The sequence below is a fragment of the Inconstantimicrobium porci genome (genome assembly GCF_009696465.1).
Lineage (GTDB): Bacteria > Bacillota > Clostridia > Clostridiales > Clostridiaceae > Inconstantimicrobium > Inconstantimicrobium porci.
Map to the genome: position 1 here is coordinate 62865 of NZ_VULX01000013.1, position 19715 is coordinate 82579.

The following is a 19715-nucleotide window of genomic DNA, read 5'->3' on the forward strand; positions in this document are numbered from 1 at the left end:
TCCTATAAATGTTTCACGTGAAACATTTATAAATTCATTATTTCTAATATTCTTTGTAAATCATCCTCTGAATAATATTCTATTTCGATTTTACCTCTGTTTTTCTTTTTATTTATGTTAACTTTTGTTCCAAAATAATCTTGAAGTCTATTTTTGATATCCTTATAATAAGGGTTCATTTCATTACCTGCAGGTTCTTTTTTTGTAGTAGTCTGATCTTCATTTAGCTTTTTAATTAGCCTTTCAGTTTCCCTAACAGATAGTTTTTCATCAATAATCTTTTCTGCAACTTTATATTGATTATCTTTATTCTGAATACCAAGAAGAGCTCTTCCATGTCCTTCACTTAAGACTCCTTCAATTATGTACTGTTGTACTTTTTCATCAAGATTTAAAAGTCTTAACGTATTTGATATAGCTGTTCTTGATTTTCCAATTATTGCGCTAAGTTCTTCTTGAACAATTTTAAATTCAGTTAATAACTGCTTATATGCCTTTGCTTCTTCAATAGCATTTAAGTCTTGTCTCTGGATATTTTCAATAAGAGATACTTCTAGTATTTCCTTATCGTCAAGATTCATTTCAATAACTGGAACTTTTTCAAGGCCAATAAGTTTAGCTGCTCTAAATCTTCTCTCACCAGCAACTATATTAAAAAATTCACCATCTCTATTTACTAATATAGGCTGTATTATTCCATGCTGCTTGATTGATTCTGCTAATTCAGAGATTTTCTCATTATCAAAATACTTTCTTGGTTGATTTGTATTTATTTTAAGCTTATTTAACTCAACATATTCTCTTTTATCTTCTTCATTATTACTTTTTTCTTCAGGAATAAGTGCTCCTAAGCCCTTACCTAAACCATACTTCTTACCCAATTACTTCACCTCTTGTCTCTTTATAAATTCTTTTGTTAACTTATCATAGGCTTCAGCACCTCTGCATTTATCATCATAAAGCAATATTGGTAGACCAAAACTTGGAGCTTCTGCCAACCTTATATTTCTAGGAATTTTTGTATTATACACTTTATCTTTAAAGTAATTCTTTACTTCTTTAAAAACTTCGTTACATAAATTAGTTCTTGAATCATACATTGTCATAATTACGCCTTCAACTTCTAAGTCTTTATTTAACGATTTTCTTACAAGATTAATTGTATTTATAAGTTGTCCAACACCTTCAAGTGCATAGAATTCACACTGTATTGGAATTATAACAGAATCACATGCAGTTAATGCATTTAATGTTAATATTCCTAATGATGGTGGGCAGTCAATGAATATAAAATCAAATTCAGTATCATATTCTTTTAACTTTTCTTTTAATATTTTCTCTCTATCCTTAGATTCTATCATCTCTACTTCAGCACCAGCTAAATCCATATTTGCAGGTATTAAATATAAATTATCAACTAACTGGCTTTGAATAATAGCATCACTAATCTTTACATCTGAACTTGTCAAAATGTCATAAATAGAATATTTTAAACTTGTTTTATCAAAACCTAGCCCACTTGTAGTATTCCCTTGAGGATCAATATCTATAGCAAGAACTTTATAACCCATCATGGCTAGTCCTGAACATAAATTTATATTAGTAGTTGTCTTACCGACACCACCTTTTTGATTAAAAATACAAATTGTTTTCATTATGCCCTCCATATATCCAAAAAATCTCTAAATCTATGCCTTTATATGAATATTATAACTTTTTATGATAATTATTTAAAGGTGCATTTCTTAAATAAAAATAAAAAAAGTTTGAAAGACATATTTCGAGGCCTCCGTTGACACGCTCCAAATCAGCTCTACATATATCTTTCAAACTATTAACTCTAATAGTACGTAAATTAAAGATTGTTTTATAGTTACTACAAGTGATTTTTAATGTTTCACGTGAAACAATTTTATTTGTTTTGTAATTTAGTTTTAGGTATTTTTACAGTTATCTGAATAAAATCGCCTTCGTCCTTAGACTTGTACTGAGCTGGTATCTTAAATTTATCAAATACCTGCTTTATTGTATTTACATATATCTTGGAAGAAAATACTCCTGTAATCTTCTTCTTACCATCTTTGCTAAGCTGTTCACCAGCTATTTTTAGAAGTTCTTTATTTATAACTTCTTCAGTCTTCTTAACATTTAAGTTATCTTTTATTGCCTTCTTGATTACTTTAAGCTGTAAAGCCTCAGTTGGTAATGTTAGTAATGCTCTTGCATGTCTTTCAGTAAGATTATTTTCTAAACAAAGAGTTCTTACTTTTTGTGACAGCTTTAAAAGTCTTAGCTTATTAGCAATTGTTGACTGCTTCTTGCCCATCTTTTCTGCTAACTTTTCCTGTGTAAAATTATGATCGTTGATTAAGTTATAATATGCCTCTGCTTCTTCAATAAAGTTTAAATCTTCTCTTTGAAGATTTTCAAGAAGTGCAATCTCTGCAGACTGCGTATCTGTTATATCAACAATTGTACATGGAACTTTTTCACATTCCGCAATTCTGGCAGCTCTCCATCTTCTTTCTCCTGCTACAAGTTCAAATCTCTCACCAATTTTTCTAATAGTAAGTGGCTGAATTATTCCGAATTGTTTTATGGATTGAGCTAATTCATTTAAAGCCTCTTCATCAAAATATTTTCTTGGTTGATACGTATTAGGTATTATTCTATCAATATCAATATAAATAATCTCACTATGCATTTCCTTCATCCATCCTCACTAACACTATTACATATTTTGTAATTACTTATTTTTTCTACATATTATGGTTAATCCCTTTAATTTACTATAATAAATCGTATCTTATATTTATATATATATTTACATTATTTGACAATTATTGTAGTGGCTTTTTAGTAACTGTTCCTGCTTTTCTAGGATAAGCTTTTGGTGTTTCCTTAACCTTTTCTACGACAACAAGATTATGCTTTAAATCTGTGCCTTCAATATCTACTTCCTTAACAGCAATAAGTTTGCCACCTAAAGTTCCTAAAGCATTTTTACTATTCTGAAGTTCCTCAGTAACTGATGGCCCCTTTAATGCAATAAAGTGTCCTCCCATTTTTACATAAGGAATACAGAATTCGCTAAGTACACTCATATTAGCAACAGCTCTTGAAGTCGCTATATCAAACTTTTCTCTAAGTTCTTTATTCTTTGCACCGTCTTCAGCTCTAGAATGAATTGTAGTTACATTCTTAAGTCCTAAAGCAGAAACAACTATATCTAAAAAATTAATTCTTTTATTTAATGAATCTAATAGTGTGACATTTAAATCACTTCTCATAATTGCAAGTGGTATTCCTGGAAATCCAGCACCTGTTCCAACATCTATTATACTTTTTGCATTTTTAAATTCATCAAAGCTGTAAGCTTTTATTGAATCAATAAAATGCTTTGTTACTATTTCTTCATCTTCAGTTATAGCTGTTAAATTGATTTTTTCATTCCACTCTTTAAGTAGGTCTTTATAAGTCATAAACTGGTTATATTTATCCTCATTAAATTCCATACCTAAGTCATCGCATACCTGTTTCATTAAATCAAAGTACTTCATTGAATTTCCTCCACTAATTGTTTTTTGATCTATTATGATGTTCTAAGTAAATTAATAGCACTGAAATATCTGCAGGTGAAACTCCTGATATTCTTGATGCCTGACCTAAGTTTATTGGTCTTACTTTATTTAGCTTCTGAACGGCTTCTATTCTAAGACTATTTACATCTTCATAATTTATATCATCTGGTATCTTCTTGTTTTCAATCTTTTTAAATTGTTCAACCTGTTCCAGCTGCTTTTCAATATAGCCTTCATACTTAGCCATAATATCTATCTGTTCACCGATATTACCTGGTAATTCTGGTCTATCTGGATCAAGCTCATCTACTGTAAAGTAACTTAACTCTGGTCTCTTTATAAGTTCATATAAACTTATAGGCTTTCTAAGTGCAACTGAATTTAAAGATTCAAGATATTCATTTACTTCTTTTTTGTTTGTAATTTGTAAGTTCTTTAATCTTTCAAGTTCACTTTCTATATTATGTTTTCTCTCACAGAATTTCTGCCATCTGTCTTCTTTAACTAGTCCAACGTTGTGACCTATTTCTGTAAGTCTTAAATCAGCATTATCCTGTCTTAAGATAAGTCTGTATTCTGCTCTTGAAGTCATCATTCTATATGGCTCATTAGTTCCCTTAGTAACTAGGTCATCAATTAGAACTCCGATATAAGCATCACTTCTCTTAAGAATCATCGGTTCCTTATTCTGAACCTTAAGTGCAGCATTTATACCTGCAACAATTCCTTGTGCTCCTGCTTCTTCATATCCAGAACTTCCGTTAAGCTGTCCTGCCCCAAATAAACCTGAAATATTCTTAAATTCAAGAGATAACTTAAGTTGTAATGGATCTATGCAGTCATATTCTATTGCATAAGCAGTTCTCATAAGTTCTGCATTTTCAAGTCCAGGAACAGTTCTAAGCATCTGAAGCTGTACTTCTTCAGGAAGTGAAGAAGACATACCTCCAACATACATTTCATCTGTATCTTCACCTTCTGGCTCAATAAATAACTGATGCTGATTCTTATCTGGAAATTTCATAACCTTATCTTCTATAGATGGACAATATCTTGGTCCTACACCTTTTATCGATCCATTATATATAGGAGATCTCATGATATTTTTTCTAATTATATCATGTGTTCCTTCATTAGTATAAGTAAGCCAGCATGATACCTGGTCTCTTTCTATATTTTCACTTGTAAATGAAAATGGTACTATCTTTTCATCACCAAACTGTTCAATCATCTTTGAAGTATCTATACTTCTCTTATTAATTCTTGCTGGTGTACCAGTCTTAAATCTTCTTAACTTTATTCCGTTATCAAGAAGAGACTGCGATAAATCATTAGCTGGGAATAATCCATTAGGACCTCCGCTATATGATATTTCACCAATTATTATCTTTCCTTTAAGGTAAGTTCCTGTACAAAGAACTACTGCCTTAGTTGTAAAGTAAGCACCATTTTTAGTCTGTACTCCTTTAACAACTCCGTCCTCTACATCTATTGCTGTAACTTCAACCTGTCTTAAAATTAAGTTTTCCTGTCTTTCTATTACATGTTTCATTCTTCTCTGATATCTAATCTTATCAGCCTGTGCTCTTAAAGAATGAACTGCTGGTCCCTTAGATGTATTTAACATCCTAGACTGAATATATGTATGATCTATATTGATACCCATTTCTCCACCAAGAGCATCAATTTCTCTTACTAAATGACCTTTTGCTGTACCTCCTATATTAGGATTACATGGCATCATTGCAACACTGTCAAGATTCATTGTACACATTAAAGTTCTGCATCCCATTCTTGCTGCTGCAAGAGCTGCTTCACATCCAGCGTGACCAGCTCCAACAATTACGACATCAAAGTCCCCTGCTATATATTTCATGTTTCCTCCTACTTTCCTACACAGAAATCAGAGAATATCTTATTAACTAGATCTTCTTCTATTTCTGCTCCTGTTATTTCTCCGAGTGCTTTTAAAGCTGATGTAATGTATATTGATACTAGATCAAGAAATGCATTATTGTTAATCTCCTTAAGAGCTATTTCACAATTTTCTTTTGCTCTAAATAGTGCCTGTTTATGTCTTGTATTAGTTATTATAATACTTTCTGTATCTATATTTCCATTGAAAAACATATCCTTAATTTTTTCTTTTAATACATCAATACCAAAACCTGTAACAGTAGATGTCTCTATCTTGTTTTCAAGCTCATCTACTATTTTATCATTTAATTTAGTATTTAAATCTATTTTATTAAGAATACATATATATTTTTTACCCTTAACTGATTCTATTATTTCTCTGTCTTCATTATCAAGTTCCCTGCTCATATCAAGCATAAGCACAACAAGATCTGCTTCATTAATCTTCTCTCTTGACCTTTCAACACCTATTCTTTCAACCACATCTTCTGTATCTCTTATTCCAGCAGTATCTACAATCTTTATTGGAATACCATCAAGGTTTATGTACTCCTCGATAACATCTCTTGTAGTACCGGCAATATCAGTAACTATTGCTCTTTTTTCATTAAGAAGCACATTTAAAAGAGATGATTTACCAACGTTAGGCTTACCTACAATAACCATGCTAAGTCCTTCTCTGATTATCTTGCCCTCTTCTGCAGTCTCTAGAAGGTTGTTTGTATTCTGAAGGAATTCTTCAACTTTATGCTTTATGTTTTCAGTTACAGAAGGGTCTATTTCTTCATCATCTTCAGTAAAATCTACAGTATGTTCTATAGCTGCTAAAACATTTAACAGATTATCACATAGAACATTAATTTCCCGGGAAAGTCTTCCTTTGCTCTGCTGTACTGCAGCTTTCATTGAAACTTCAGTCTTAGCTGAAATTATATCCATAACTGCTTCTGCCTGACTTAAGTCTATTCTTCCGTTTAAAAATGCTCTCTTAGTAAATTCTCCAGGTTCAGCAATTCTTGCTCCAGCCTTAATTACCTGTTCAAGGACCTTATTAGTTGCTACAACTCCACCATGACAGTTTATTTCAACTACATCTTCTGCAGTAAAACTCTTAGGTCCTTTCATAAGTGCTACAATAACTTCATCTATTATATCATCAGTTTCTCTATCTATGATATTTCCATATCTCATAGTATAAGTATTCATTTCGCTTATCTTCTTGCCGTTCTTTGCTCTGAATACAGAATCAGATATTTCTATAGCTTTCTCTCCAGAAACTCTTATTATAGAAATTCCACCTTCTCCTACTGGTGTTGCAATAGCAGCAATAGTATCAAATTCTTTCATATTTTCCTCCTTTGCATATATAATCAATCTATCATGAACAATATATATCCTAATATTCTTGACAATATATATTTAATAATTCTCTTTTTAACTCTAAACCTAAAAAGAAAGCCATTAAAGGCTTTCTTTTATTTATTCTTAAGATTAACTACTACTCTTCTGTATGGTTCTTCACCTTCACTAAAAGTTACAATCTCACTATTTCCTTGTAATTCTGAATGTATTATTCTTCTTTCATATGGGTTCATAGGCTCTAATTTAAATGCCCTACCACTCTTAATTACTCTTGCTGCAGTTTTTTCGGCTAAGTTTCGAAGTGTCTGTTCTCTCTTAAGCCTATAGTTTTCAGCATCAAGGATAATTTTTCTATAAGGTTCATTGTGATCCTTATTAAGCACAAGACTTGTTAGATATTGAAGTGAATCAAGTGTTTCCCCTCTATATCCAATTATTACTCCCATGTTGTCACCATATATATTCATTCTTACAGCATCATCGGTTTCTTCAGTTTCTATAGTAGCTGAGATACCCATATTCTCAAAGATGTCATATAAGAATCTTTTTGCTTCTTTAATAGAATCCCTTTTTAATTTGACCATTATCTTAGCAGGCTTGCTACCAATAATATTTAAAAAACCCCTGCTTCCTTCATCTATTACAGTATAGTCAATACTATCCTTGGCTAATGAAAGCTTCAAAGCTGCAGATTCCAAAGCTTCATCTACTGTTCTACCCTGAAATTCTCTACTTTCCATATATGATTTCACCCACCTTAGCAACAAAAATTATTTATTCTTTATCTTTTTATTACTCTTCTTTTGATTATCCTTTGTGTTGCTTTTTTGATTGTTTCCTTCTATAGTTTCTTTTTCAGCAGCTTTTTTCTTTGCTGGAACAACATATATAAAGTAAGTCTGAACCATTTGTATCAAGTTACCTACTACCCAATATAGTACAAGCATTGACTGGAAGTTTATCGCAAAAAAGCCCATCATTAAAGACATAACTATATTCATAGTGCTCATACTTGTAGCTGCTGCTCCCTGCTGAGGTTGACTCTTTGTCATAATTAATGACGAAATATAAGTTGTAACTGCTGATAATATAGGTAAGATATAAAGATTATCAGGCTTTGATAAATCTTTAATCCATAAGAATGAAGTTCCTTGAAGACCATCAATTTTCATAAACACATAATATAGTGCCCATAATATTGGAAGCTGTATTAACATTGGAAGACATCCGCCAAACATAGATACATTGTTATCTTTATAAAGCTGCATTGTCTTTTCCTGTAACTTCTGAGGATCATTCTTATATTTGCTCTGTAACTTTTGAAGTTCAGGCTGAATTTCCTGCATCTTCATTGTTGATCTCATTTGTTTAATATTTAATGGTAATACTAAAAGTCTAACTAATATGGTTAATAGAATAACTGCTAGTACAAATTCGGTTCCTCTATTGAATATTCCAGTTGCCTGTATTACCCCGTATAAGAACTCATATACTTGATAAAACAGCCACGTGAATGGCTTAATTATTGCGCTCATTAATTTTCCTCCTATTTTACCGGATCATACCCACCTTTATGAAAGGGATGACACCTTAATATTCTTTTAATCCCCATAAAACTGCCCTTTAATGCGCCATACTTATCTATTGCCTGAAGTGTATATTCAGAACATGTCGGATAGTAAATACATCTAGGAGGAGTTAACGGTGATATATATTTTCTATAAAATTTAATTGCTTTAATTAAAATTATTTTCATCTTTAATTAAGCCTGCCTTTTTAAATAAATTCATCATTGATTTCTCAACTTCAAAAAATGATTTATCATTAATAGACATTCTAGCTATAAAAACGAAGTCATATCCTTCTTCTATCTTTTCGTAATTTAATCTGAAGCTTTCTCTCATTAATCTTTTTACTCTGCTTCTTACTACGCTTTTTCCAACTTTTTTACTTATTGAAAATCCAACCTTATTATATAGGTTTCCTTTTTCGTCTCTATTCCTTCTATTTTTAAACACATATAAAACTAACTTATCATTAGAAAGAGATTTTCCTCTCCTATATACAGTTCTAAATTGTGCATTCTTTCTTAACTTATCCCATTGCATAATTCAAGTATCTTCTCCTTTTTTTCTGCAAATTGCAGAAAAAGGCCACTAAAGCGGCCTCTTATGCTGTTAATTTTTTTCTACCTTTTTGTCTTCTTCTTCTAATAACGTTTCTGCCATTAGCTGAACTCATTCTTTTTCTGAATCCGTGTTCTCTTTTTCTTTGTCTCTTTTTAGGCTGGTATGTCATAAACATCTATAAACACCCCCTTTAAATAAATTTCAAATATACTATTTTACCAAGTTATTAACTGGCCTTTTTCATTTAAAGTTTTACTTTTTAATTATATATTCAGTATCAGTCAATGTCAAGAAAATCACGCTTCCTATTTATACTAGAACAAGGATTTTTACACCTTTAAATAACTAGACTTTACATTGAACCTATTCTACCAATAAAACTTCCTATAAATATAATAACTAAAAACATCCTTCCTCTTCTCCTGTTTTTCACCACAATAAAATCGATACTTCAAATTTCTATGTCATCAAAATTTTTTAAGCTCTTTAAATTTAAAGTATTTTTTATAGATAAAAAAATAATCCACAGTCTTTCCTCCTGTTTTTTGTATTTAAAAAATTCTCTTCCTGTCTTTTTGATAATTTTCGAATTTCCGATTAGTTTTACATAAATAATTAAAAAAATTATCTACATGCTACATACTGTTTTTTCACCACTAATAAAATTTTGCACTTTTTCCTGTTAATAAAGTTATTCACTGTTTTATTTTTGTGGATAACTTATTGAACCTCCCATATTATTTATGATATTATTAATATAAAATGTTGATAACATGATAACTTATCCACAACTGTTGATAACCTTGTGGATAAGTTGTTAAATTTTATATTAATTATGAACTATATCTATATTTTACACAGCTTTAACCATGTTATACATTGTTGATAATTTACTTTTAACATGTTTAAAAATGGCTTGTACCCAAAAAAAATATGCACATATAGAACATGGTGTGTATAAAATTATGCACAAGGTCAAGCATGATTAATAGATTGTTTATATCATGTTATTAAGTTGTTATTTATTATTTTTAATAAGTATCTAAAACACATTGGAGGATAGGAAATGGATGTCAATATTAATGATCTCTGGGATAAAACATTAAATATAATGAAGAGCGAAATGACTGAAGTTAGTTTTAATACCTGGATTAAAAGCTGTGAGCCCCTATCTATATCAGATGATATCTTAAAAATAAGTGTCCCTAATGATTTCACTAAAGATATCCTTGAAAAAAGATATAAATCATTGCTAATCCAAGCAATAAAACTGATTTCATCAAAAAGCTATGAGATTGATTTTTTAATAAAATCTGAAATTTTAAATACTCAGGCGGAACAGGTAACACCTAAGCACAATGACCAGAAGAATACAGCAGTAACAGTAAATGATGAAATGTCCGCAACTTTAAATCCTAAATATACATTTGATTCATTTGTAATAGGTAATTCAAATAGATTTGCTCATGCAGCGTCACTTGCTGTAGCTGAATCACCTGCAAAAGCATACAATCCGCTATTTATATATGGAGGCGTTGGACTTGGCAAGACCCATTTAATGCATGCAATTGGTCATTATATTCTTGAAAACACCCCAAAATCAAAGGTTGTATACGTATCATCTGAAAAGTTTACAAATGAACTTATCAATGCAATTAAGGATGATAAAAATGAGGAATTTAGAAATAAATATAGAAATGTAGACGTCCTGCTGATAGATGATGTTCAGTTCATTGCTGGCAAAGATAGAACTCAGGAAGAATTTTTCCATACATTTAACACGCTTCATGATGCCAACAAACAGATAATTCTATCATCAGATAGACCACCAAAAGAAATTCCTACATTAGAAGACAGATTAAGATCAAGGTTTGAATGGGGTCTTATTGCTGATATTCAGCCACCAGACTTTGAAACAAGAATGGCTATACTAAAAAAGAAAGCTGATGTAGAAAAACTTAATGTAGCTAATGACGTAATGGTCTATATAGCCACAAAAATTAAATCTAATATAAGAGAACTTGAAGGTGCTCTTATCAGAATAGTTGCCTATTCATCACTTACAAATAGGGAAATAACAGTAGAGCTTGCTGCTGAAGCACTTAAAGATATAATCTCTAACAAGCAAGGAACTATTATTACTATTTCAACAATTCAGGAGGCAATCGCTGATTACTTCAATTTAAGAATAGAAGAATTAAAATCTCAAAGAAGAACTAGAAATATAGCATATCCAAGACAAATAGCTATGTACCTATGCAGAAAACTCACAGATATGTCACTTCCTAAAATAGGAGAAGAGTTCGGAGGAAGAGATCATACAACAGTAATACATGCTTATGAAAAAATTTCGGAGTCACTAAAGACAGATGAAATGCTTCAGAATACTGTAAATGAGCTGACTAAGAAGCTTACTCAAAAATAAGTCACAGTTGTACATAACTTGTTGTCGACAAATTGTTAATAACTTAAAAATTATAAAATCAAGTATAATAATGTGGATAACTCAAAATTTTCAGCACGCACTTATCCACAGTATTTTTTTGTTGTATTTTTAGTGATTTCAAGGGCTCAGATAGGTTATCAACAAATCCACAGTCCCTACTACTACTATTACTATATTTTTTATCTAATATTATCTATATTTTTAGATATAAACTGTTAACAATTAAAGGAGTATAAATTATGATTTTTACATGTAATAAACAAGATTTACAGGATGCAATATTAATAGCTCAAAAAGCTATAACAGGAAAAAGCACTCTTCCTATACTTGAAGGTATTTTAATAAAAGCTCAGGAAAATACATTAACATTAATAGGTTCAGATAAAGATGTCAGTATTGAAACTAAACTTGTTGCTGATATAAAACAACCAGGAGATATAGTTATTGATTCAAAGATTTTTGGAGAAATAATTAGAAAACTTCCTAATGATAAAATTACAATCGAAACTTTAGATAAGAATACAGTACAGATTACATGCTTAAAGTCCGTATTCAATATAGTTTACATGGATGCTAATCAATTTCCTGAACTACCAATGATTAATGAAAATCAAATTTTCAGCATACCTCAGTCAACACTAAAGAACATGATAAAAGGAACATCTTTTGCTATTACTCAAGATGAGTCAAGACCAATACTTCAGGGTATCCTTTTCGAAGTAAATGATGGACATTTAAATCTTGTTGCACTAGATGGATACAGACTTGCAATAAGAACAGAGCTGCTTGACACTAGTAATTCAATAAATGCAGTAATTCCAGGAAGAACTCTTATAGAAGTGGCAAAAATACTTGAAGATTCAGATGAAAATGTAAATATCACATTTACAACAAATCACATTCTTTTTAGTCTTGAAAATACAAAAGTAATATCTCGTCTTCTTGAAGGAGAATATATAAAGTATAATTCACTTCTTCCTCAGGAATATAAACTTCTTGTTAATGTTAAAAGACAGGATCTTCAAAATGGTATTGAAAGAGCCTCACTTATGTCTACTGACAGCAACTCTAATTTAATAAAATTAAATATTGAATCTGACACAATTATTATCACTTCTAATTCTCAATTGGGAAAGGTAAGAGAAGAAGTTGCTATAGATTTGCAAGGTGAATCTCTTCAAATTGCATTTAACTCAAGATACATCCTTGATATATTAAAGAACATGGAAGCGGAAGAAATTGTAATGGAATTTACAAGTAGTGTTTCTCCTTGCATTTTGAAGGATAAAGAAAGCGATAATTGCAAATATTTAGTATTACCAGTAAGACTAATAAAGTAAAATGGAGGAAAAACTTTTGCATAAAAATTCATTATGGATGAATAAGATGCAAAAGCTATAACTAGGATATGAATGAGATTGAAATATCAACAGATTTTATAAAATTAGATGCTTTTTTAAAATGGGCATCAGTTGCACAAAGCGGAGCTGAAGCTAAGATGTATATTTTAGATGAAATGGTTAAAGTTAATGGTGAAGTGTGTACTCAGCGAGGAAAGAAGCTTTATAAAGGTGATGTCGTTGAGTTTGATAATGAGGAATATGCTATAATTTAAAAGTATAACTTTATTATATTTTTGGATTTTATGGTATAATTAAATAGGTGTAATATGTATATTAAGAATCTACAACTGTTAAATTATAGAAACTACAAAGAGTTATCTATAGAACTTTGTAAAAATGTTAATGTTTTTATAGGCGATAATGCTCAGGGAAAAACAAATATTCTTGAGTCTATGTACTATTGTGGTTTCGCCAAATCCCATAGAACAAACAAAGACAAGGAATTAATAAACTGGAATGCTGAAAAGGCATTTGTAAGTCTAAGTGTTGGAAAAAACAGATTAGATAAAAAAATCGATATAAATATATTAAAAGACGGTAAAAAATCAATACAGGTTAACTCCATCAAAATTAAAAAAATTGGTGAGTTAGTTGGTATATTTAATGTTGTTATGTTTTCACCTGAAGATCTCAAGATAGCTAAGGAGTCTCCAGGAATAAGAAGAAAGTTTTTAGACATGGAAATATCCCAATTAAATCCTAAGTACTATCATAGCTTAGTACAGTACAATAAAATTTTAATGGAGCGTAACTTTGTACTTAGAAAAGCATGTAATGATGAATCTATGCTAGATATATATGATATTCAGATGGCTCAGTTTGGCGCATATATAATAAGTCAGAGAATTAAGTATCTAGATAAGTTGAACCTATATGGAGAACAAATACATAAGGATATAACATCTAACAAAGAAAATATAAAATTTAACTACCTATGTTCAACAAAGCTTGATGATATAGAAGGTAATCTTATTAAATCGTTAAAGAAAAACCGATTAAAAGATATCGATAGAAGGAATACAAGCGTAGGTCCTCATAGAGATGATTTCTCAATTTACATTAATGATGTTGATGTTAAAAGTTTCGGGTCACAGGGACAGCAGAGGACTGCAGTACTTACTATAAAATTTGCATCTTTAAGAATAATCAAAGAAATCACTGGTGAATACCCTGTACTTTTACTTGATGATGTTTTATCTGAACTTGATTTTAGCAGAAAGAGATATATTTTAAGTTCTATAGGAAGTATACAGACAGTTATAACTTGTACTGGCATAGAGGATCTATACGAGTACTTAGATGAGAATTCGAAGGTTTTCAGGGTTAAGGATGGTAAGATTATATATAGCTAGGAGGAATATTCATGTTTTTACATTTAGGTGAGAATGTAGTTGTGCCTATAAAAGACGTTATAGGAATATTTGATATTAATGCAACTATGTTCAGCTCAGATACAAGCCAGTTTTTAAGGCTTGCTGAGGAAGATGGATTTATAGAAAAGATTACAAATGATCCGCCAAAGTCATTTGTTATAGCAGAAGTTGATAAAAAATCGAAGATATACCTGTCACCTATATCTTCAACTACATTAACAAAGAGAACTGATATAAACTATAGTTTGAGTGAAAAGTAATTCCTAATATTTAATTTGAGATAATCTGAATTAAATTTTTAAGGAAAAAAACAAGGAGGAGTTACGAGTTGGAAGAAAAAGATATTTTAGAAGGAAGTAAGGTTACTGGAAACTATGATGCTAATCAGATACAGGTATTAGAGGGACTTGAAGCTGTTAGAAAGAGACCTGGAATGTATATCGGAAGCACAAGTGTAAGAGGATTACATCATTTAGTTTACGAAATAGTAGATAATAGTATTGATGAAGCATTAGCTGGATATTGTAAAAATATAAGAATATTCATAAACGAAGATAATTCTATTACTGTTGAAGATGATGGTAGAGGTATGCCAGTAGGTATGCATCCAAAGATGCATAAATCAGCAGTTGAAGTTATCATGACAGTTTTACATGCTGGTGGTAAATTCGGCGGTGGCGGATATAAGGTATCAGGAGGTCTTCATGGTGTTGGTGCATCTGTAGTTAATGCATTATCTGAATCATGTAAGGTTACAGTATATAACGAGGGATATACATGGACTCAGGAATACAGTAGAGGTAAAGCCTTAACACCACTTGTAAAAGGGGAGCCAACAACAAAGACTGGTACGAAGACATACTTTAAGCCAGATCATGAGATATTTGAAACTTTAATTTATGATTTTGAAGTATTATCAAAGAGATTACGTGAACTTGCATTCCTTAACAAGGGAATTAACATAGAACTTTACGATGCTAGAAGTGGAAAAGATGATAAGTATCATTATGAAGGTGGTATAAAATCTTTTGTGCAGTATCTTAACAGAAACAAAGAAGTTATACAAAGTGAGCCAATTTATGTAGAAGGTTTAAAAGATAACGTTCTTGTTGAAGTTGCACTTCAATACAATGACGGATTTAATGAAAATCTGTTCTCATTTGCTAACAACATAGATACTATCGAAGGTGGAACTCACTTAGCTGGATTTAAGAGTGCACTTACAAGAGCATTTAATGATTACGGTAAAAAGTACGGAAGCCTTAAGGATAATGACAAGAATCTTTCAGGTGATGATATAAGAGAAGGTCTTACTGCTGTTATATCTGTAAAGATTGAAAATCCTCAATTTGAAGGTCAGACTAAGACTAAGCTTGGAAACAGTGAAGTAAGAGGTGTAGTTGATAGTATAGTTTCTCAAGGAGTTGCAGAATATCTTGAAGAAAATCCAGAAGTAGCAAAGAACTTAATTGAAAAATCTCTGTTAGCTCAGAGAGCAAGAGATGCAGCAAGAAAGGCCAGAGAGTTAACAAGAAAATCAGTGCTTGAAAGAACTTCACTGCCAGGTAAACTTGCAGACTGTTCATCTAAAAATCCAGATGAATGTGAAATATACATAGTCGAAGGGGATTCTGCCGGTGGTTCTGCTAAGAGTGGAAGAAACAGAAGATTCCAGGCAATACTTCCACTACGTGGTAAGATAATGAATGTTGAAAAACAAAGACTTGATAAAATGCTGAATTCAGACACAATAAGATCAATGATAACTGCTATCGGTGGAGGAGTTGGAAATGACTTCGATGTTACAAAGATTAGATATAACAGAATAATAATCATGACCGATGCCGATGTTGATGGTGCACATATAAGAACATTAATGCTTACATTCTTCTACAGATATATGAGAAATCTTATAGAAGATGGGCATGTATATATAGCACAGCCACCTCTATATAAGATAAGCAAGGGTAAAAAAGAAGAATATGCTTACAGTGATGCGGAGATGGAACAGGTAATAGAATCTTTTGGTGGTAGAGATAATACTTTAGGTATTCAGAGATACAAAGGTCTTGGTGAAATGAATGCATCTCAGTTATGGGATACAACAATGGATCCAGAAAAGAGAATACTTATAAAAGTTAATATTGAGGATGCTATGATGGCAGATGAAATATTTACACTTCTTATGGGAGATAAAGTTGAACCTAGAAGACAGTTTATACAGGATCATGCAAAGGATGTTATAAACTTAGATATTTAATTTGATTATGCCGGGGATTTGTCGCTGGTATAAAGATGTCAATTATAATTAATAATTTGGTACGAGGTGAAGTACATGAATTTGAATGAAGGAAAAGTTGTTAATGTTGATATAAACAGCGAAATGAAAAAGTGCTATATAGATTATGCAATGAGTGTAATAGCAGGTAGAGCACTTCCTGATGTTAGAGATGGTTTAAAGCCAGTTCATAGAAGAATATTATATTCAATGCAGCAGATGGGGATTACTCCTGATAAGAGCTATAGAAAGTGTGCAAGAATAGTCGGAGAAGTTTTAGGTAAATACCATCCACATGGTGATTCATCAGTTTATGATGCACTTGTAAGAATGGCTCAGGATTTCTCAATGAGATATATGCTTGTAGATGGACATGGTAACTTTGGTTCTGTCGATGGAGATGGCGCGGCTGCCATGAGGTATACAGAATCAAGGATGAGTAAAATTTCCATGGAGATGGTAAGGGATATAAACAAGGAAACTGTAGATTTTATTCCTAACTTCGATGGAGAGGAAAAGGAACCAGTTGTTCTTCCATCAAGATTCCCTAACTTACTTGTAAATGGTTCATCAGGTATAGCTGTTGGTATGGCTACTAACATACCACCACATAACTTAGGAGAAGTTATTGATGGTGTTACAATGCTTATTGATAACCCAGAGACTACTGTACTTGAATTAATGTCAGTTATTAAAGGACCAGATTTCCCAACAGCAGGTATAATAATGGGTAAATCAGGTATAAGAGCTGCATATGAAACAGGAAAAGGTAGAATTGTAGTAAGAGCTAAATGTGAAATAGAAGAGGAAAAGAACAGACAAAGAATAATTGTTACAGAGCTTCCTTATCAGGTAAATAAGGCAAGACTTATCGAAAACATAGCAGATCTTGTTAAGGATAAAAGAGTTACAGGTATTTCTGATCTAAGAGATGAATCTGATAGAGAAGGTATGAGAATTGTAATCGACCTTAAGAAGGATGCTAATGCGAATGTTGTTCTTAACACATTATATAAGCATACAAAACTTCAGGATACTTTTGGAGTTACAATGCTTGCTTTAGTTGAAAATAATCAACCTCAGATATTAAATTTAAAGCAAGTTTTAAATTATTACATAAAGCATCAGAAAGAAGTTGTTACAAGAAGAACTGTATTCGACCTAAGAAAAGCTGAAGAAAGAGCACACATTCTTGAAGGTTTAAGAATTGCGCTTGATAACATAGATGAAGTTATTAGAATAATAAGACATTCTGAAACTGCTGAAATAGCTAAGAACACTTTAATCGAAAAATTCGGTTTAACAGTAATTCAGGCTCAATCTATCCTTGAAATGAGACTTAGAAGATTAACAGGTTTAGAAAGAGATAAGATTGAGGCTGAGTATAACGAGCTTATGAAACAGATAGAATACTTAAATGAAATTCTAGCAAGTGAAGAAAAACTTCTTGGAGTTATCAAGGATGAACTTGCTGAAATTAAGAAAAAATATAACGATGAAAGAAGAACTCAGATAACTAAGGTTGAGAATGAAATAGATATAGAAGACCTAATAGAAGAGCAGGATGTTGTTATTACAATAACTAATGCTGGCTATGCTAAGAGAATTCCAGCTGATACTTATTCTGCACAAAGAAGAGGTGGAAAGGGAATACAAGCAATGACAACAAAAGAAAATGATTTTGTTGAGCATGTATTTGTTGCTTCTACACATTCAAATCTTTTATTCTTCACTAATAAGGGTAAGGCTTATAAGATCAAAGCTTATGAGCTACCTGATGCAGGAAGAACAGCTAAGGGAACTAATCTAGTAAACTTAATTCCTGTAGAAAAGGGAGAAAAGATTGAAGCAGTATTAAGTATTAAGGATCTTAACGAAGAAAATGCATTCTTATTCATGGCAACAAAGCAAGGTCTTGTTAAAAAGACACCGCTTTCAGATTTCAACAATATCAGAAAGAATGGTCTTATAGCTATTAACTTAAGAGAAGATGATGAACTTCTAAAGGTTAAGGTTACTCATGGGGATGCAGATATAATTATTGCTACTCAGGAAGGTTATGCAATTAAGTTTAATGAACAAGATGTTAGACCAATGGGAAGAACTGCTACAGGGGTTAGAGCTATTAACCTTAGAGAAGGAGATATAGCTGTATGTATGGATATAGCTGTAGATGGAGAAGAACTTCTTGTTATAAGTGAAAATGGATTTGGTAAGAGAACACCGCTTGAAGAATACAAACTTCAGAATAGAGGCGGAATGGGTCTTATCACTTATAAGATGTCTGAGAAGACTGGTAAAGTAGTTGGTGCTACTGTATGTAAAGATGATAAGGAATTAATGCTTATCAATAGTAGTGGTGTTGCAATCAGAATCAATATATCAGATATATCTGTTACAAGCAGGTCTGCAATGGGTGTTACTCTTATGAGAACATTAAATGATGAAAAGATAGTAGCAATAGCCAAAGTAGATAAAAATGAATCTGAAGAGGAAGAAGTTCAGATAATGGATACTGATCTTACAGAAAATGAATCAGCTGTAGATAAAGATGAAAGCTTAAATAAGCTTTTAGAAAGAGCAGAAGAGGATAATAATAAAGAAGAATAATATTGTTCTCGATTAAGTATAGAGGTTTATGTGGAATAATTTTAATTGATTATTCTGCATAAACCTCTTTTTTATTTAAGAAATAGTTCAAAATAATGCTGTATAAAGCAATAATTATAATGGATTATTAGAATATAAATTAGAATTATACTTAAAATATAGAAGCAAACAAGCATAATTTTCCATAACATCGTATCAAATGAACCTGGTGTATCAATATACGAATTATTGAGATAAATAAAGAAAAACATAGTAATTTAAATATAAATTACTTAAATTAAAATAATCTATAATTCGACTGTATTTAAACATGATATTATAAGTCATGTCGCTGAGGCACACAGATAAAAACAAACACTTACAACTTTAAAAAGTTTTGAAAAAAGTGTTGACAATGAAGTGCTGAAATGATAAGATAAAAAAGTCGTCGAAAGGTGACAAAGAAAAAGGAACTTCTCACAAGTGAGAAGTAAGCGAATGTGCCAAATCAAGATTTGGAACACCTGCTTATGATCTTTGAAAATTAAACAGAGGAAATTAATAGTTTATACAAACTTTTTATTAGACCAGCAATTCTTTTAGTAATTAAGCTAAGATTAAGCTAAGCAATTAAACT

General features: G+C 31.3%; 18 protein-coding genes. 7 read left to right on the forward strand and 11 right to left on the reverse strand.

Annotation, left to right across the window (positions count from 1 at the left end; genetic code table 11):
• Positions 1–26: 26 nt before the first annotated feature.
• The 11 genes from FYJ33_RS09835 to rpmH all read right to left on the reverse strand — a co-directional run bounded on the left by FYJ33_RS09835 (position 27) and on the right by rpmH (position 9164).
• Positions 27–881: a ParB/RepB/Spo0J family partition protein gene (locus tag FYJ33_RS09835; protein WP_154531565.1), complete on the reverse strand. Its 855-nt coding sequence runs from the start codon at positions 879–881 to the stop codon at positions 27–29.
• Positions 882–1655 carry a ParA family protein gene (locus FYJ33_RS09840; RefSeq protein ID WP_154531566.1) on the reverse strand — a complete coding sequence of 258 codons (774 nt, stop codon included), beginning with the start codon at positions 1653–1655 and terminating at the stop codon, positions 882–884.
• A gap of 257 nt (positions 1656–1912) precedes the next feature.
• Positions 1913–2704, reverse strand: a complete 792-nt coding sequence (noc, locus tag FYJ33_RS09845) for a nucleoid occlusion protein (protein WP_154531584.1) — start codon at positions 2702–2704, stop codon at positions 1913–1915.
• A gap of 136 nt (positions 2705–2840) precedes the next feature.
• On the reverse strand, positions 2841–3560 hold the full coding sequence (gene rsmG / locus FYJ33_RS09850; protein ID WP_154531567.1) for a 16S rRNA (guanine(527)-N(7))-methyltransferase RsmG: 720 nt from the start codon (positions 3558–3560) through the stop codon (positions 2841–2843).
• A 13-nt stretch (positions 3561–3573) separates the two neighbouring features.
• Entirely contained in the window at positions 3574–5457 is a 1884-nt protein-coding gene (gene mnmG / locus FYJ33_RS09855) for a tRNA uridine-5-carboxymethylaminomethyl(34) synthesis enzyme MnmG (RefSeq protein WP_154531568.1), read from the reverse strand.
• An 8-nt stretch (positions 5458–5465) separates the two neighbouring features.
• Positions 5466–6845 (reverse strand): tRNA uridine-5-carboxymethylaminomethyl(34) synthesis GTPase MnmE, encoded by a 1380-nt coding sequence (gene mnmE, locus FYJ33_RS09860; protein WP_154531569.1) that lies wholly within the window; start codon positions 6843–6845, stop codon positions 5466–5468.
• Positions 6846–6973: 128 nt separating this feature from the next.
• Positions 6974–7600, reverse strand: coding sequence for an RNA-binding cell elongation regulator Jag/EloR (gene jag / locus FYJ33_RS09865; RefSeq protein ID WP_154531570.1), 627 nt, complete (start codon positions 7598–7600; stop codon positions 6974–6976).
• A gap of 30 nt (positions 7601–7630) precedes the next feature.
• On the reverse strand, positions 7631–8395 hold the full coding sequence (yidC, locus tag FYJ33_RS09870) for a membrane protein insertase YidC (protein ID WP_154531571.1): 765 nt from the start codon (positions 8393–8395) through the stop codon (positions 7631–7633).
• A gap of 11 nt (positions 8396–8406) precedes the next feature.
• Positions 8407–8616, reverse strand: coding sequence for a membrane protein insertion efficiency factor YidD (yidD, locus tag FYJ33_RS09875; protein WP_154531572.1), 210 nt, complete (start codon positions 8614–8616; stop codon positions 8407–8409).
• Positions 8597–8968, reverse strand: a complete 372-nt coding sequence (rnpA, locus tag FYJ33_RS09880; RefSeq protein WP_154531573.1) for a ribonuclease P protein component — start codon at positions 8966–8968, stop codon at positions 8597–8599. Before rnpA ends, yidD begins: the two co-directional genes overlap by 20 nt.
• A gap of 61 nt (positions 8969–9029) precedes the next feature.
• Positions 9030–9164, reverse strand: coding sequence for a 50S ribosomal protein L34 (gene rpmH, locus FYJ33_RS09885; RefSeq protein WP_154531574.1), 135 nt, complete (start codon positions 9162–9164; stop codon positions 9030–9032).
• A gap of 891 nt (positions 9165–10055) precedes the next feature.
• Here rpmH and dnaA point away from each other — a divergent pair.
• The 7 genes from dnaA to gyrA all read left to right on the forward strand — a co-directional run bounded on the left by dnaA (position 10056) and on the right by gyrA (position 19099).
• Positions 10056–11414 carry a chromosomal replication initiator protein DnaA gene (gene dnaA / locus FYJ33_RS09890; RefSeq protein WP_154531575.1) on the forward strand — a complete coding sequence of 453 codons (1359 nt, stop codon included), beginning with the start codon at positions 10056–10058 and terminating at the stop codon, positions 11412–11414.
• Positions 11415–11674: 260 nt separating this feature from the next.
• On the forward strand, positions 11675–12775 hold the full coding sequence (gene dnaN, locus FYJ33_RS09895; RefSeq protein ID WP_154531576.1) for a DNA polymerase III subunit beta: 1101 nt from the start codon (positions 11675–11677) through the stop codon (positions 12773–12775).
• A 68-nt stretch (positions 12776–12843) separates the two neighbouring features.
• Positions 12844–13050, forward strand: a complete 207-nt coding sequence (yaaA, locus tag FYJ33_RS09900; protein WP_154531577.1) for a S4 domain-containing protein YaaA — start codon at positions 12844–12846, stop codon at positions 13048–13050.
• 54 nt (positions 13051–13104) lie between these two features.
• Complete coding sequence (recF, locus tag FYJ33_RS09905; RefSeq protein ID WP_154531578.1) at positions 13105–14190, forward strand: DNA replication/repair protein RecF; 1086 nt, start codon at positions 13105–13107, stop codon at positions 14188–14190.
• 11 nt (positions 14191–14201) lie between these two features.
• A complete protein-coding gene (remB, locus tag FYJ33_RS09910; RefSeq protein ID WP_154531579.1) occupies positions 14202–14471 on the forward strand; it encodes an extracellular matrix regulator RemB in 270 nt (89 codons plus the stop codon).
• An 83-nt stretch (positions 14472–14554) separates the two neighbouring features.
• Entirely contained in the window at positions 14555–16471 is a 1917-nt protein-coding gene (gene gyrB / locus FYJ33_RS09915; protein ID WP_277644019.1) for a DNA topoisomerase (ATP-hydrolyzing) subunit B, read from the forward strand.
• Between the two features lie 75 nt (positions 16472–16546).
• A complete protein-coding gene (gene gyrA / locus FYJ33_RS09920) occupies positions 16547–19099 on the forward strand; it encodes a DNA gyrase subunit A (protein ID WP_154531581.1) in 2553 nt (850 codons plus the stop codon).
• Positions 19100–19715 lie beyond the last annotated feature (616 nt).